Genomic DNA, 14023 nt, shown 5'->3' with positions numbered 1-14023 from the left:
ATGACCCCAAGCGCCGCGCTGGACCTCACGCTCAGCACGCCTCGGGCAGAAGACCTTGCGCCCTGGGCCTGCCACAGCGCGAAGAGCCGGGGCCGCCGGTACCCCGAGGCCGATGCGCCCACGCGCACCGTGTTCCAGCGCGACCGCGACCGCATCGTCCACTCCACCGCGTTCCGCCGCCTGGTCTACAAGACGCAGGTGTTCCTCAACCACGAGGGCGACCTGTTTCGCACCCGGCTCACCCACTCGCTGGAAGTCGCTCAGCTGGGGCGTTCGCTGGCGCGCGCCCTGCGGCTCAACGAAGACCTGGTGGAGGCAATCGCCCTGGCCCACGACCTCGGCCACACCCCCTTCGGCCATGCGGGGCAGGACGCGCTCAACGCCTGCATGGCACCCCATGGCGGCTTTGAGCACAACCTGCAAAGCCTGCGTGTGGTCGACGATCTCGAAGAACGCTATCCGCAGTACGACGGCCTGAACCTGTGTTTCGAGACGCGCGAGGGCATCCTCAAGCACTGCTCGCGGGCCAATGCCGAGCTGCTGGAGGCCCGCGAGCCCGGCGGCGTCGGGCGGCGTTTCATCGCCCGCACCCAGCCCAGCCTGGAGGCGCAGCTGTGCAATCTGGCCGACGAAATCGCCTACAACGCCCACGACATCGATGACGGCGTGCGCTCCGGACTGATCAGCCTCGACCAGTTGCAGGACGTGCCGCTGGTGGCGCGCTACACCACGCAGACCTTGGCCGCTTTTCCGTCCCTGACGGGGCGGCGCCTGCTGTACGAGACCATTCGTCGCATGCTCAGCGAGCAGGTCTACGACGTCATGGCCGCCACCACCCGGGCCATCGATGGCGTGCAGCCCGCCGATGTGGACGCCGCGCGGCAGGCGGCGCCCTTGCTGCGTTTTTCCGACGTCATGCGGGCCGAGTCCACCGTGCTCAAGCGCTTTTTGTTCGCCAACCTCTACCGCCACCCCCAGGTGCTGGAAAAAACCCGCCAGGCCCAGCAGGTGGTGCGCGAGCTGTTCGCCGCCTACATGGACGACCCCGCGCAGATGCGGCGCGGTGCCGGCCTGGCGGAACACACGGCGCGCGCCGTGTCGGACTACATCGCCGGCATGACCGACCGCTTCGCCGCCCGCGAACATGGACGGCTCACCGGCCGCAACCTGATCACATGAACACTTCATCGACGGGCCGCTCGGGCCTGGACCCGGCCTGGCTGGTGGTGCTGGCCGGGGTCAGTGCGGCCTTGCACGTGGGCAAGCTGCCGCCCGCCATTCCCGTGCTGCGCGATGCGCTGGGCATCACCTTGGTGCAGGCCGGTTTCCTGTTGTCGGCGGTGCAGGTGGCCGGCATGCTGCTGGGCCTGCTCATTGGCTTGATGGCCGACCGCATCGGGCTGCGCCGCAGCATGCTGCTGGGTCTGGGGGTGCTGGCCGCCGCCAGCATGGGTGGTGCCTTCGCGGCGCACGCTGGCGTGTTGCTGGTCCTGCGCGCCGTCGAAGGCCTGGGCTTCCTGATGGTGGTGCTGCCAGCGCCGAGCATGATCCGCCGGCTGGTGGCGCCCGAGCGCATGAGCCGGGTGTTGGGCCTGTGGGGCGGCTACATGCCCCTGGGCACGGCGTTGGCGCTGCTGGCCGGGCCGTCCTTCACCGAAACCTGGGGCTGGCCCGCCTGGTGGGCGGCGCTGGGCGCGCTCTCGCTGCTCATGTGGCTGTGGGTGGCGCGCGCGGTGCCGCCAGATGGCGCGGCGCCGGTGGCCGCCGCCGGGCCCCGCTTGGCCTGGACGCGGCCATTGCGCCAGACCCTGGCCGCACCAGGGCCGTGGCTGGTGGCCCTGTGTTTTTCGGTCTACGCGGCGCAGTGGCTGTCGGTGGTCGGCTTTCTGCCGTCCATCTACCGAGAGGCCGGCCTGGCCGGTGCCTGGGTGGGCGTGCTCACGGCGGCCGTGGCGGCCATCAACATCGTCGGCAACATCACCGCGGGCCGCCTGCTGCAAGCGGGTTGGCCGCCCGCGCGCTTGCTGACGCTGGGCTTCGTGGCCATGGCCTTGGGCGCCACGCTGGCTTTCGCCGCCACGGCCGAGGGCGTGGCCCTGCCACCCGCCGCGCGTTATGGGGCGGTGCTGATGTTTTCCTGCGTGGGTGGGCTGATTCCCGGCACGCTGTTCTCGCTGGGCGTGCGGGTGGCGCCCAACGACCAGACCGTGGCCACCACCATTGGCTGGATGCAGCAGTGGTCGGCCATCGGCCAGTTCGCGGGGCCACCGGTGGTGGCCTGGGTGGCCGTCTGGGCCGGGGGCTGGCGCTGGACTTGGGTGGTCACCGTGGGCTGCGCCGCGGTCGGGCTGCTGTTGACGGCCCGGTTGCAGCGCCTGCTGCAGGCGCGTTGATCACGCGGCGAGGTGGCGCGACAGCGCGACGTACCAGGGGTGTGCCGGATCGCGCAGGTCGGTGTGGGTCGCGAAGTGATCGGCGCCTTCCAGGCACAGGGTGCCGACAGCGCCGGGCTGCAGGGCCAGCAGGGACGCCAGCCGCTGGTTGGACAGGCGCACCCGCTCGCTGTCGAGGCTGCCCCAGGTCAGCACGACGTTCAGGCGGTTGCCCGCCGCCCAGCTCAAGGGGCTGAACACGGCGTCGAGATGCGCCTGGCCCTCGGGCAACACCAGGGTGTAGACGCGCTCTTCGAGGCTGCCCGCCACCGGCTGCGGGTGGTGCAGGTCCATGATGCCGCTGATCGGCAGGCAACCCGCGATGGCGGCGTCGGGCACACCCGCCGCCTGGCGATCGGCTGCACGCAGCGCGGTCAGCGTGGCCAGGTGGCCGCCGGCCGAATGGCCCGACAGCAACAGGTGCCCCGGGTTGCCGCCCCAACTGGCGGCGTGGCGGTGCACATGCGCCAGCGCGGCCAGCGCATCGTCCACCGGGGCCGGCATGCGGTGTTCGGGCACCAGCCGGTAACCCGGCGCCACCAGCACCATGCCCAGGCCGGTGACCACGGGTGCCATGAAGCGCACGTAGTCGCGGTAGCCGTTGGTCCAGCCGCCGCCGTGCCAGAACACCAGCACGGGCGCGTTGTGGGCGTCGGGCGGGGCGTAGACGTCCAGCACCTGCAGGCGGTGGCTGCCGTAGGCCAGGCCCTGGCGCACGCGGATGCCGGGCGGCAGGGGCGCCTGGGCCCAGCCCATCACGGTGCGGGCGTAGTTCACCGCCGCCGGGAAGGGCAGGGGCTGCTGGTGGTCGGGATCAAAATCGTCTGAAGGGTGCATGGTGGGAAAGGCCGGCTCAGGCCAGAAGGGGAGCGAAGTGTTGAACCGAGGCGGCGAGCCCGTAGACCGGTGTCCAGCGCAGCTCGCGGGCCGCGGCCGAGATGTCGCTGGCGGCCGTGCGCACGTGGGGAAAACCGGCAAAACCCCCGGCGGGCTGGGTCTCGAGCATCAGGTCCAGCGTGGGGTGCAACTGGCGCACGGCCGCCACAAAATCGTCGAAGCGGTGCAGCTCGCCCAGGCCGATGTTGTAGACCCCCTGCTGGGGATCGGTGGCGTCGAGCGCGGCGAGGTTCGCCCGCGCGCAGTCGCGGGCATCGATGAATTCCTCGCCGCCTTGCCAGAGCAGGTAGGGGTCGCCGATGACGGCGCGTTCGCCACGCCGTGCCGGACCCACCAGCGAGGACAGCACCCGCCCCGGCACCGAGGTGCCTGGCCCCGGCCAGGCGCTGATCACGGCCGCATAGCGCAGCACCACCACCGGCACCTGTTGCAGGTCGCGGTAGAGCAGGGCCAGGTGTTCGCCGCAGACCTTGGTGGCGGCGTAGATGGAGCCCGGCCGGTGCGACAGCGAGCGCAGCGCGAAGTCCTCGGGAAAGGCGCCGCCCGCGTGGTCGGCGAAGGCGGTGTAGCCCACGGTGGTCGAACTGGCCAGGACCAGGCGGCGCATGCCGTGGCGCCGGGCCAGCTCCAGCAGGTGGGTGGTGCCCATGACGTTGACGCGCACGCCGGCCACCGGGTCCCGGCGGATGGCGGTCGACAGCAGGGCGGCGGTGTGCACGATGCGGGTGATGCCGTGCCGGCGCACCAGCGCGTCGAGCGCATCCAGGTCGCTCACGTCGCCCCGCTCCACGCTGACCAGCGGGTGCTGGACGATGGTGGCGATCGCCTCGTGCGCGGGGTGCCAGTCCAGCAGCACCGAGGCCTCGCCGCGCGCCGCCAGCAGGCGGGCGGTGTGGCAGCCGATGACGCCGGCGCCGGTGATCAGCGTGGTCACGGGCGCGCCTTCAGATGCCCAGGCCGCCGAGCGACTTGCCGCCGTCGACGAACAAGGTCTGGCCGGTGATGAACTGCGTGCCCGGGGCCGCCAGGAAGGCGATGGCGTTGGCGATCACGTCGGGCGTGGCGGCCTTGCCGCCGGGTTCCAGGTTTTCCCAGGCGCTGAACATCTCGGCCGGGGCCGAGCGGGTCATGGGCGTGTCGGTGAAGCCCGGTGCCACCGAGTTGACCGCGATCTGGCGGTCGCGCAACTCCATGGCCATGGCCCGCGTGAGCCCGATCACCGCCGCCTTGGAGGCCACGTAGTGCGCGAAGCGCGTGCCGCCCAGCGCGCCGCGGGAGGACACGGTGACGATGCGACCGCCGGCTTGCATGCGGCGCGCCGCTTCCTGTGCCGGCAGGAAGGTGCCGATGACGTTGACCTCCAGCATCTGGCGGAAGGCGTCCTCGGTCAGGTCCAGCAGCCGGGCGTCGTTGTAGATGCCGGCGGCGCAGACCATGGCGTCCACCCGGGGCTGGGCGTCGAGCGCCTTGACCACGTCGGCGCGCTGGCAGATGTCCACCACGGCGGCCTCGACCCGCAGGCCCTGGGCCAGCAACTCGGCCACCGATGCCTGCAGGCGCTCGGCGTTGTGGTCCATGGCCACGACCTTGAAGCCGTCACGCGCCAGGCGCGCCGCGGTGGCCAGGCCGATGCCCTGGGCCGCGCCGGTCACGAATGCGATGGGTGTGTTCATGGTCGATCAATCGGCGGTGATGCCGAAGTCCTTCACCAGTTTGGCGTAACGGTTGTAGTCGTCGGCGGCGAGCTTGGCCATCTGCGCGGCGTCACCCCCCACCGGCACGATGGCCAGGCCCTTCATGCGCTCCTGCACGTCGGGCATCTTGATGATCTCATTGGCGTGCTGGTTGAGCAATTTCACGATCTCGGTCGGCATGCCCTTGGGGCCCATCAGCGCCTGCCAGGCGCCCACGTCCGCGTTCTTGAAGCCCTGTTCGCTCAGGGTCGGCACGTTGGGCAGGAAGGGCGAGCGCTGCGGGGACGCCACCGCGAGCGCGGCCAGCTTGCCGGTGTTCAGGTGCTGCGCCACCGGTCCCAGCGTGGTGTACATCATCTGCACGTGGCCGCCCACCATGTCGGCCACGGCCGGCACGCTGCCGCGGTAGGGAATCTGCGCGATCTTCACGCCGGCCGAGCGGTCGAACAGCTCGCCCAGGATGTGCATGGGCGACCCGTTGCCGGGGCTGGCGTAAGACGGGATCTTGCCGGCCTTCACGGCGCCGACCAGCTCCTTCATGTTGGTGGCGCCCGAGGCGGTGGTGGCGACCACGAACAAGGCCTGGCTGGCCACCTGGACGATGGGGGTCAGGTCATGGGCCGGGTCGATCTGCGCGGTGGGCACGTTCTTGAGCACGTGCGGCGTGATGGCCACGGTGTTGGGCGCCATCAGCAAGGTGTAGCCGTCCGGGTTGGCCTTGGCCACCGAGGCCGTGCCGATGGTGCCGGCGGCGCCGGTGCGGTTGTCCACCACCACCGGCTGCCCGAGCCGGGCGCTGAGCTTCTCGCCTAGCACGCGGGCCAGCACGTCGGTGTCGCCCCCGGCCGGGTAGGCCACCACGATGGTGATGGGTTTGTAGGGGTAGGGCGCCTGGGCCTGGGCGGGGCCGGTGGCCAGGGAGGTCAGCAGGGTGGCGCCGGCCAGCAGGGCAAGGCGGCGGGAGAACGGGGTCACGGGCATGGGGGGCTCCTGGAAGGGTGGGGCGGCTGGGTGGGATGTTTCTGCGGAGTCGAGGATAAAAATATAAAAAATCTTTGTCAACATAAAAAATATAGAAATTTATAAAATAAATTTCGACACATCACGGTGGCGCATGCCTGTCCGATGGCCGCATCCATGATCCAATCCGTGTCCATGGCCACCTCACCCGATCTGTCCGCCGACACCGCCCAAGGCGAAAAGAGCCTGTCCGAACGGGCCTACAAGCGCCTGCGCGACGACGTGCTGGCGGGGGTGCTGGAGCCGGGCGAAAAGCTGCGCATGAACGTGCTGCAGCAGCGTTACGGCATGGGCCTGAGTCCCCTGCGCGAGGCCTTGCTGCGCCTTTCCAGCGAAGGCCTGGTGCGCAGCGAAAGCCAGCGGGGTTTCGAGGTGGCTCCGGTGTCCCTGGCCGAGTTGCAGGACCTGACCCGGGCGCGCATCTGCCTGGACACGGCGGCCCTGGCGCAGGCCATGCACAGCGGCGACGCCGACTGGGAGGCGCGCATCGTGGCGGCCGACCACCTGCTGGCGCGCACGCCCTTGCCCGACCAGCAGGACGACCTCGAATCCGCGCGTGTGTGGGAGGAACGCCATCGGGCCTTCCACCAGGCACTGATCGCCGGCAGCGGCTCGGAGTGGCTGGTGCGCCTGCACAACCAGCTGGTCGACCACAGCGAGCGCTACCGCAAGACCCGGCTGCTGCACCACAAGGACGCCGCCGCCCGCGTGCGCAACGTCGTGGACGAGCACCGCGAGATCACCGATGCCGTGCTGGCGCGCGACGTGCCCCGCGCCACGGCCTTGTTGACGGCCCACCTGCAGGCCACGGCCGACGCCATGGCCGGCATGGCCGACGCCCGGAAGCAGGACACCCAGGCCCTGGCGGGCTGAGACCGGCGCCATGGCCCGCCTGCCCCGACTGGCCATTGCCGGCTGCCCGCAGCATGTGCTGCAGCGTGGCAACAACCGCCAGCCCATTTTTGGTGATGCCGCCGACCGCGAGCGCTACCTGACGCTGCTGCTGGAGCACGCCACCCGCCTGAAGGTGGCGGTGCTGGCCTATGTCCTGCTGGACAACCACGTCCACCTGCTGCTGCTGCCGTCCGACGCCAGCGGCCTGACCCAGACCATGCAGGCCCTGGGGCGCAGTTACGTGCGCTACTTCAACGACCGCCACGGGCGCAGCGGCACCTTGTGGGAAGGGCGCTACCGCTCGGCGCCGCTGGAGGCGAGCGCCTACCTGCTGCCCTGCATGGTGTGGATGGACACCCACCCGGTGCGCGCGGGCCTGTGTGCCCAGCCGGGCGACTGGCCCTGGAGCAGCCACAGGCACTACGTCGGCCAACGGGTGGACCGCGTGGTCACGCCGCCAGCGGCCTACTGGGCCATGGGCAACACGCCTTTCGCGCGCGAAGCCGCCTACGCCGAAATGGTGCGTGTCGGGCTGGACGCCGCCCTGGTGCACGCTTTCACGCGTTTTGCCCAGGGTGGCTGGCCGCTGGGCGGAGCGGCGTTCGCGGCAGACCTGCAGGCGGGCGGCGGCCGACGAACGGTACAGCGCCGGCCCGGACGGCCCCGGAAAACCGATGCCAGCGCTGCCTGAGCGCTAAGTGCTTGATTTGTGTGAAGAATAGTTAAGAATTAAATATGTCCCCAATTAAATTCAATAACTCCACTGTGCTGAATTAAATGGTATCTGACCCCAAATAAAAGACTTGGCATTGTTGTTGCAGTGCACTATCCTCCATATCCCGCGAAATTCACAGGAGTGCGCCATGACCACGGCTGCCGAGATCACCCATCTGCAAGAACACGGTTTGTATTCCAGCTCCAACGAACACGATGCCTGTGGCGTCGGTTTCGTGGCGCACATCAAGGGCGCCAAGAGCCATGAGATCGTCAGCCAGGCGCTCAAGATCCTGGAAAACCTGGACCACCGCGGCGCCGTGGGTGCCGATGCCCTGATGGGCGACGGCGCCGGCATCCTGATCCAGCTGCCGGACGCGCTCTACCGCGAAGAGATGGCCAAGCAGGGCGTGGCGCTGCCGCCGCCCGGTGAATACGGTGTCGGTCTGGTCTTCCTGCCCAAGGAACACGCCTCGCGCCTGGCCTGCGAGCAGGAGCTGGAGCGCGCCATCAAGGCCGAGGGCCAGGTGCTGCTGGGCTGGCGCGACGTGCCGGTCAACCGCGACATGCCGATGTCGCCGACGGTGCGCGAAAAAGAGCCCATCATGCGCCAGCTCTTCATCGGCCGCGGCAACGACGTGATCGTGCAGGACGCGCTGGAGCGCAAGCTGTACGTGATCCGCAAGACCGCCAGCGCCGCGATCCAGAACCTCAAGCTGACGCACAGCAAAGAGTATTACGTGCCCAGCATGAGCAGCCGCACCGTGGTTTACAAGGGTCTGCTGCTGGCCAACCAGGTGGGCGAGTATTTCCTCGACCTGCAGGACCCGCGCTGCGTTTCGGCCCTGGGCCTGGTGCACCAGCGCTTCTCGACCAACACCTTCCCCGAGTGGCCGCTGGCCCACCCCTACCGCTACGTCGCCCACAACGGCGAGATCAACACGGTCAAGGGCAACTACAACTGGATGCGTGCCCGCGAAGGCGTGATGTCGTCGCCGGTGCTGGGCGCCGACCTGCAGAAGCTCTACCCGATCAGCTTCGCCGGCCAGTCCGACACCGCCACCTTCGACAACTGCCTCGAGCTGTTGACCATGGCCGGCTACCCCATCAGCCAGGCCGTGATGATGATGATTCCCGAGCCCTGGGAACAGCACACCACCATGGACGAGCGCCGCAAGGCCTTCTATGAGTACCACGCCGCCATGCTGGAGCCCTGGGACGGCCCGGCTTCCATCGTGTTCACCGACGGCCGCCAGATCGGCGCCACGCTGGACCGCAACGGCCTGCGGCCCTCGCGCTACTGCATCACCGACGACGACTTCGTCATCATGGGCTCGGAGTCGGGCGTGCTGCCCATCCCCGAGAACAAGATCGTCAGCAAGTGGCGCCTGCAGCCCGGCAAGATGTTCCTGATCGACCTGGAGCAGGGCCGCATGATCAACGACGAGGAGCTCAAGGCCAACCTCGCCAACAGCAAGCCCTACAAGCAGTGGATCGAGAACCTGCGCATCCGCCTCGACGACGTCGAGCAGCCGGTGGCGGGTGAGGCCGACAGCGTCGGCAAGGTCACCATGGACGAGTCCTCCGTGGCCAGCATCGAACCGGTGTCGCCCACCCTGCTGGACCGCCAGCAGGCGTTTGGCTACTCACAGGAAGACATCAAGTTCCTGCTCGCGCCCATGGCCCAGGCCGGTGAAGAGGCCATCGGCTCCATGGGCAACGACAGCCCACTGGCCGTGCTCTCGGGCAAGAACAAGGTGCTCTACAGCTACTTCAAGCAGCTGTTCGCCCAGGTGACCAACCCGCCGATCGACCCGATCCGCGAAGCCATCGTGATGTCCCTGGTGTCCTTCATCGGCCCCAAGCCCAACCTGCTGGACATCAACCAGGTGAACCCGCCGCTGCGCCTGGAGGTGAGCCAGCCGGTGCTGGACTTCACCGACATGGCCAAGCTGCGCGCGATCGAGCAGACCACCCAGGGCAAGTTCCGCAGCCACACGCTGGACATCACCTACCCGCTGGCCTGGGGCCACGAAGGCGTGGAAGCCAAGCTGGCCTCGCTGTGCGCCGAAGCGGTGGATGCGATCAAGAGCGGCAGCAACATCCTGATCATCAGCGACCGCGCGGTCGGCGCCACCCAGGTGGCCATCCCGGCGCTGCTGGCGCTGTCGGCCATCCACCAGCACCTGGTGCGTGAAGGCCTGCGCACCACCGCCGGCCTGGTGGTGGAAACCGGTTCGGCCCGCGAAGTGCACCACTTCGCCGTGCTGGCCGGCTACGGCGCCGAAGCCGTGCACCCCTACCTCGCGATGGAGACGCTGACGGCCCTGCACAAGGACCTGGGCGCCGACCTCTCGGCCGAGAAGGCGATCTACAACTACGTCAAGGCGATCGGCAAGGGCCTGTCCAAGATCATGTCCAAGATGGGCGTGAGCACCTACATGTCCTACTGCGGCGCGCAGCTGTTCGAGTGCATCGGCCTCAACAGCAACGTGATCGACAAGTACTTCAGCGGCACAGCGAGCCGCGTCGAGGGCATCGGCGTGTTCGAGATCGCCGAAGAAGCCATCCGCACGCACAAGGCCGCCTTTGGCGACGACCCCGTGCTGGCCACCATGCTGGACGCCGGCGGTGAATATGCCTGGCGCGCCCGTGGCGAAGAGCACATGTGGACGCCCGACGCCATCGCCAAGCTGCAGCACAGCACGCGCGCCAACAACTGGAACACGTACAAGGAGTACGCCCAGATCATCAACGACCAGACCCGCCGCCACCTGACGCTGCGTGGCCTGTTCGAGTTCAAGTTCGACCCCGCCAAGGCCATTTCCATCGACGAGGTGGAGCCGGCCAAGGAAATCGTCAAGCGTTTCGCCACCGGCGCCATGTCGCTGGGCTCCATCTCCACCGAGGCACACGCCACCCTGGCCGTGGCCATGAACCGCATCGGCGGCAAGAGCAACACCGGTGAAGGCGGCGAGGACCCGGCGCGTTACCGCAACGAACTCAAGGGCATCCCGATCAAGCAGGGGGAGACCCTGAAGTCGGTCATCGGTGCCGACAAGGTCGAGGCCGACGTGGTGCTGCAGGATGGCGACAGCCTGCGCTCCAAGATCAAGCAGGTGGCGTCGGGCCGTTTCGGCGTCACCGCCGAGTACCTGGCCAGCGCCGACCAGATCCAGATCAAGATGGCCCAGGGCGCCAAGCCGGGCGAAGGTGGCCAGCTGCCGGGCGGCAAGGTGTCCGAGTACATCGGCTTCCTGCGCTACTCGGTGCCGGGCGTGGGCCTCATCAGCCCGCCGCCCCACCACGACATCTACTCGATCGAGGACCTGGCGCAGCTGATCCACGACCTGAAGAACGTCAACCCGCGTGCCGACATCAGCGTCAAGCTGGTGTCCGAAGTGGGCGTGGGCACCATCGCCGCCGGCGTGGCCAAGGCCAAGGCCGACCACGTGGTGATCGCGGGTCACGACGGTGGCACCGGCGCCTCCCCCTGGTCGTCCATCAAGCACGCCGGTTCGCCCTGGGAAATCGGCCTGGCCGAAACCCAGCAGACCCTGGTGCTCAACCGCCTGCGCGGCCGCATCCGCGTGCAGGCCGACGGCCAGATGAAGACCGGCCGCGACGTGGTCATCGGCGCGCTGCTGGGCGCCGACGAGTTCGGCTTCGCCACCGCGCCGCTGGTGGTGGAAGGCTGCATCATGATGCGCAAGTGCCACCTCAACACCTGCCCGGTGGGCGTGGCCACGCAGGATCCGGTGCTGCGCGCCAAGTTCACGGGCAAGCCCGAACACGTGGTCAACTACTTCTTCTTCATCGCCGAGGAAGTGCGCCAGATCATGGCCCAACTCGGCGTGCGCAAGTTCGACGACCTGGTCGGCCGCGCCGAATTCCTCGACACCCGCAAGGGCATCGCCCACTGGAAAGCACGCGGCCTGGACTTCTCGCGCCTGTTCGCGCAGCCCCAGGTGCCGGCCGATGTGCCGCGCCTGCACGTGGCCACGCAGGACCACTGCCTGGACAAGGCGCTGGACGTGCGTCTGATCGACAAGTCCCGCGCCGCCATCGACAAGGGTGACAAGGTGCAGTTCATCGAGGTCGCGCGCAACGTCAACCGCACCGTGGGCGCCATGCTCTCGGGCGAGCTGACCCGCGTGCGCCCCGAAGGCCTGCCCGACGACACCCTGCGCATCCAGCTCGAGGGCACGGGTGGCCAGTCCTTCGGCGCTTTCCTGGCCAAGGGCATCACCATGTACCTCATCGGCGACGCCAACGACTACACCGGCAAGGGCCTGTCGGGCGGCCGCGTGGTGGTGCGTCCCAGCATCGACTTCCGTGGCGAGGCCAGCAAGAACATCATCGTGGGCAACACCGTGATGTACGGCGCGACCAGCGGTGAGGCCTTCTTCGCCGGTGTCGGCGGCGAGCGCTTCGCGGTGCGCCTGTCCGGCGCCACCGCGGTGGTGGAAGGCACGGGCGACCACGGGTGCGAGTACATGACCGGCGGCACCGTGGTGGTGCTGGGCCAGACCGGCCGCAACTTCGCGGCCGGCATGAGCGGCGGCATCGCCTACGTGCTCGACGAGGACGGCCAGTTCGCCAAGCGCTGCAACACCGCCATGGTGAGCCTGGAGAAGGTGCTGCCGGCAGCCGAGCAGGAAGCCAGTGTGCCCAAGGCCGTCTGGCACAAGGGTGAAAGCGACGAGGTCCAGCTCAAGAAACTGCTGGCCGATCACAACCGCTGGACCGGCAGCAAGCGCGCCCGCGACCTGCTGGACAACTGGGAAACCGCCCGCGCCAAGTTCGTCAAGGTGTTCCCCAACGAGTACAAGCGCGCGCTGGGCGAGATCAACGCCCAGCAGGAAGCCGCCGCCGCGACCACCAAAGCCGCAGGCAAGAAGCCTGCCGTGGCCGCCAAATAAGCACAGCACGAGGAAGCACACATCATGGGAAAAGTCACCGGCTTCATGGAGTACGAGCGCGTCGAGGAGGGCTACAAGCCCGTGCCCGAGCGCCTGAAGCACCACAAGGAATTCGTGATCGGCCTCGACGACGGCCAGGCCAAGGTGCAGGGCGCGCGCTGCATGGACTGCGGCACGCCCTTCTGCAACAACGGCTGCCCGGTCAACAACATCATTCCGGACTTCAACGACCTGGTCTACCGGGGCGACTGGAAGGATGCGACCACGGTGCTGCACAGCACCAACAACTTCCCCGAGTTCACCGGCCGCATTTGCCCCGCACCTTGCGAGGCAGCCTGCACGCTCAACGTCAACGATGACGCGGTGGGTATCAAGTCCATCGAACACGCCATCATCGACCGCGCCTGGGCCGAGGGCTGGGTGTTGCCGCAGCCGGCCAAGATCAAGACCGGCAAAAAGGTCGCCGTGGTCGGCTCCGGCCCCGCCGGCCTGGCCGCCGCGCAACAGCTGGCCCGCGCCGGCCACGACGTGACGGTGTTCGAGAAGAACGACCGTGTCGGTGGCCTGTTGCGCTACGGCATCCCCGACTTCAAGATGGAGAAGTCGCACATCGACCGCCGCGTCAAGCAGATGGAGGCCGAAGGCGTGGTCTTCCGCACCGGCGTGCTGGTGGGGGCACTGCCCGAGGGCAGCAAGGTCACCAACTGGGCCAAGGAAACCGTCAGCGCCGAGCAGCTCAAGAAGGACTTCGACGCCGTGCTGCTGACCGGGGGCTCAGAGCAGAGCCGCGACCTGCCGGTGCCTGGCCGCGAACTCGATGGTGTGCATTTCGCCATGGAATTCCTGCCCATGCAGAACAAGGTCAACGCCGGCGACAAGCTCAAGGGCCAGATCATGGCCACCGGCAAGCACGTCATCGTCATCGGCGGTGGCGACACCGGTTCCGACTGCGTGGGCACCAGCAACCGCCACGGCGCCGCCAGCGTGACCCAGTTCGAGGTCATGCCGCAGCCGCCCGAGGAAGAGAACAAGCCCCTGGTCTGGCCCTACTGGCCGCTGAAGCTGCGCACCAGCTCCAGCCACGAGGAGGGTTGCACCCGCGAATTCGCCATCTCCACCAAGGCCCTGACCGGCAAGGGCGGCAAGGTCACCGGCCTGACCACCGTGCAGGTCGAGTTCAAGGATGGCAAGCTGGTCGAGATCGCCGGCACCGAAAAAGAGTACAAGGCCGACCTGGTGCTGCTGGCCATGGGCTTCGTCAACCCCGTGGCCACCGTGCTGGACGCCTTCGGCGTCGAGAAGGACGGTCGCGGCAACGCCAAGGCCCACACCGAGTTCGACAACGGCTACGCCACCAACGTGGCCAAGGTCTTTGCCGCCGGCGACATGCGCCGTGGCCAGTCGCTGGTCGTCTGGGCGATCCGCGAAGGCCGTCAGGCCGCCCGTTCGG

At 68.4% G+C, this 14023-nt stretch carries 10 protein-coding genes; 6 read left to right on the top strand and 4 right to left on the bottom strand.

Annotated features, from left to right (window positions below; genetic code table 11):
• Nucleotides 1–1179 (top strand): deoxyguanosinetriphosphate triphosphohydrolase, encoded by a 1179-nt coding sequence (locus AAHB17_RS20885; RefSeq protein WP_342132839.1) that lies wholly within the window; start codon nucleotides 1–3, stop codon nucleotides 1177–1179.
• On the top strand, nucleotides 1176–2393 hold the full coding sequence (locus tag AAHB17_RS20880; protein WP_342132838.1) for an MFS transporter: 1218 nt from the start codon (nucleotides 1176–1178) through the stop codon (nucleotides 2391–2393). The genes AAHB17_RS20885 and AAHB17_RS20880 overlap by 4 nt, the downstream gene beginning before the upstream one ends.
• Here AAHB17_RS20880 and AAHB17_RS20875 read toward each other — a convergent pair whose 3' ends face one another.
• From AAHB17_RS20875 to AAHB17_RS20860, 4 genes are read right to left on the bottom strand one after another with little or no spacing between them, the layout of a single operon-like run.
• The gene (locus tag AAHB17_RS20875) at nucleotides 2394–3269 is read right to left on the bottom strand and encodes an alpha/beta hydrolase (protein ID WP_342132836.1); all 876 of its coding nucleotides are present in this window, start codon (nucleotides 3267–3269) and stop codon (nucleotides 2394–2396) included.
• A 16-nt stretch (nucleotides 3270–3285) separates the two neighbouring features.
• Entirely contained in the window at nucleotides 3286–4263 is a 978-nt protein-coding gene (locus AAHB17_RS20870) for an NAD-dependent epimerase/dehydratase family protein (protein ID WP_342132834.1), read from the bottom strand.
• A gap of 10 nt (nucleotides 4264–4273) precedes the next feature.
• Nucleotides 4274–5002 (bottom strand): SDR family NAD(P)-dependent oxidoreductase, encoded by a 729-nt coding sequence (locus AAHB17_RS20865; protein WP_342132832.1) that lies wholly within the window; start codon nucleotides 5000–5002, stop codon nucleotides 4274–4276.
• A gap of 6 nt (nucleotides 5003–5008) precedes the next feature.
• The gene (locus AAHB17_RS20860) at nucleotides 5009–6004 is read right to left on the bottom strand and encodes a Bug family tripartite tricarboxylate transporter substrate binding protein (RefSeq protein ID WP_342132830.1); all 996 of its coding nucleotides are present in this window, start codon (nucleotides 6002–6004) and stop codon (nucleotides 5009–5011) included.
• Nucleotides 6005–6178: 174 nt separating this feature from the next.
• Here AAHB17_RS20860 and AAHB17_RS20855 point away from each other — a divergent pair, with 174 nt between their 5' ends.
• The 4 genes from AAHB17_RS20855 to AAHB17_RS20840 form a co-directional block, all read left to right on the top strand.
• Nucleotides 6179–6916, top strand: a complete 738-nt coding sequence (locus AAHB17_RS20855; RefSeq protein ID WP_342132828.1) for a GntR family transcriptional regulator — start codon at nucleotides 6179–6181, stop codon at nucleotides 6914–6916.
• Between the two features lie 10 nt (nucleotides 6917–6926).
• Nucleotides 6927–7628 carry a transposase gene (locus AAHB17_RS20850; protein ID WP_342132827.1) on the top strand — a complete coding sequence of 234 codons (702 nt, stop codon included), beginning with the start codon at nucleotides 6927–6929 and terminating at the stop codon, nucleotides 7626–7628.
• A 172-nt stretch (nucleotides 7629–7800) separates the two neighbouring features.
• Nucleotides 7801–12573, top strand: coding sequence for a glutamate synthase-related protein (locus tag AAHB17_RS20845; RefSeq protein WP_342132826.1), 4773 nt, complete (start codon nucleotides 7801–7803; stop codon nucleotides 12571–12573).
• 24 nt (nucleotides 12574–12597) lie between these two features.
• A partial coding sequence (locus AAHB17_RS20840; protein WP_342132825.1) for a glutamate synthase subunit beta occupies nucleotides 12598–14023 on the top strand: 1426 nt, incomplete at its 3' end.

Origin of the sequence: Hydrogenophaga sp. OTU3427 (assembly GCF_038440225.1) — a bacterium.
Taxonomy (GTDB): Bacteria; Pseudomonadota; Gammaproteobacteria; order Burkholderiales; family Burkholderiaceae_C; genus Hydrogenophaga.
Note: the sequence above shows the minus strand (reverse complement) of the source record. Positions and strands in the feature narration are given on the sequence as shown.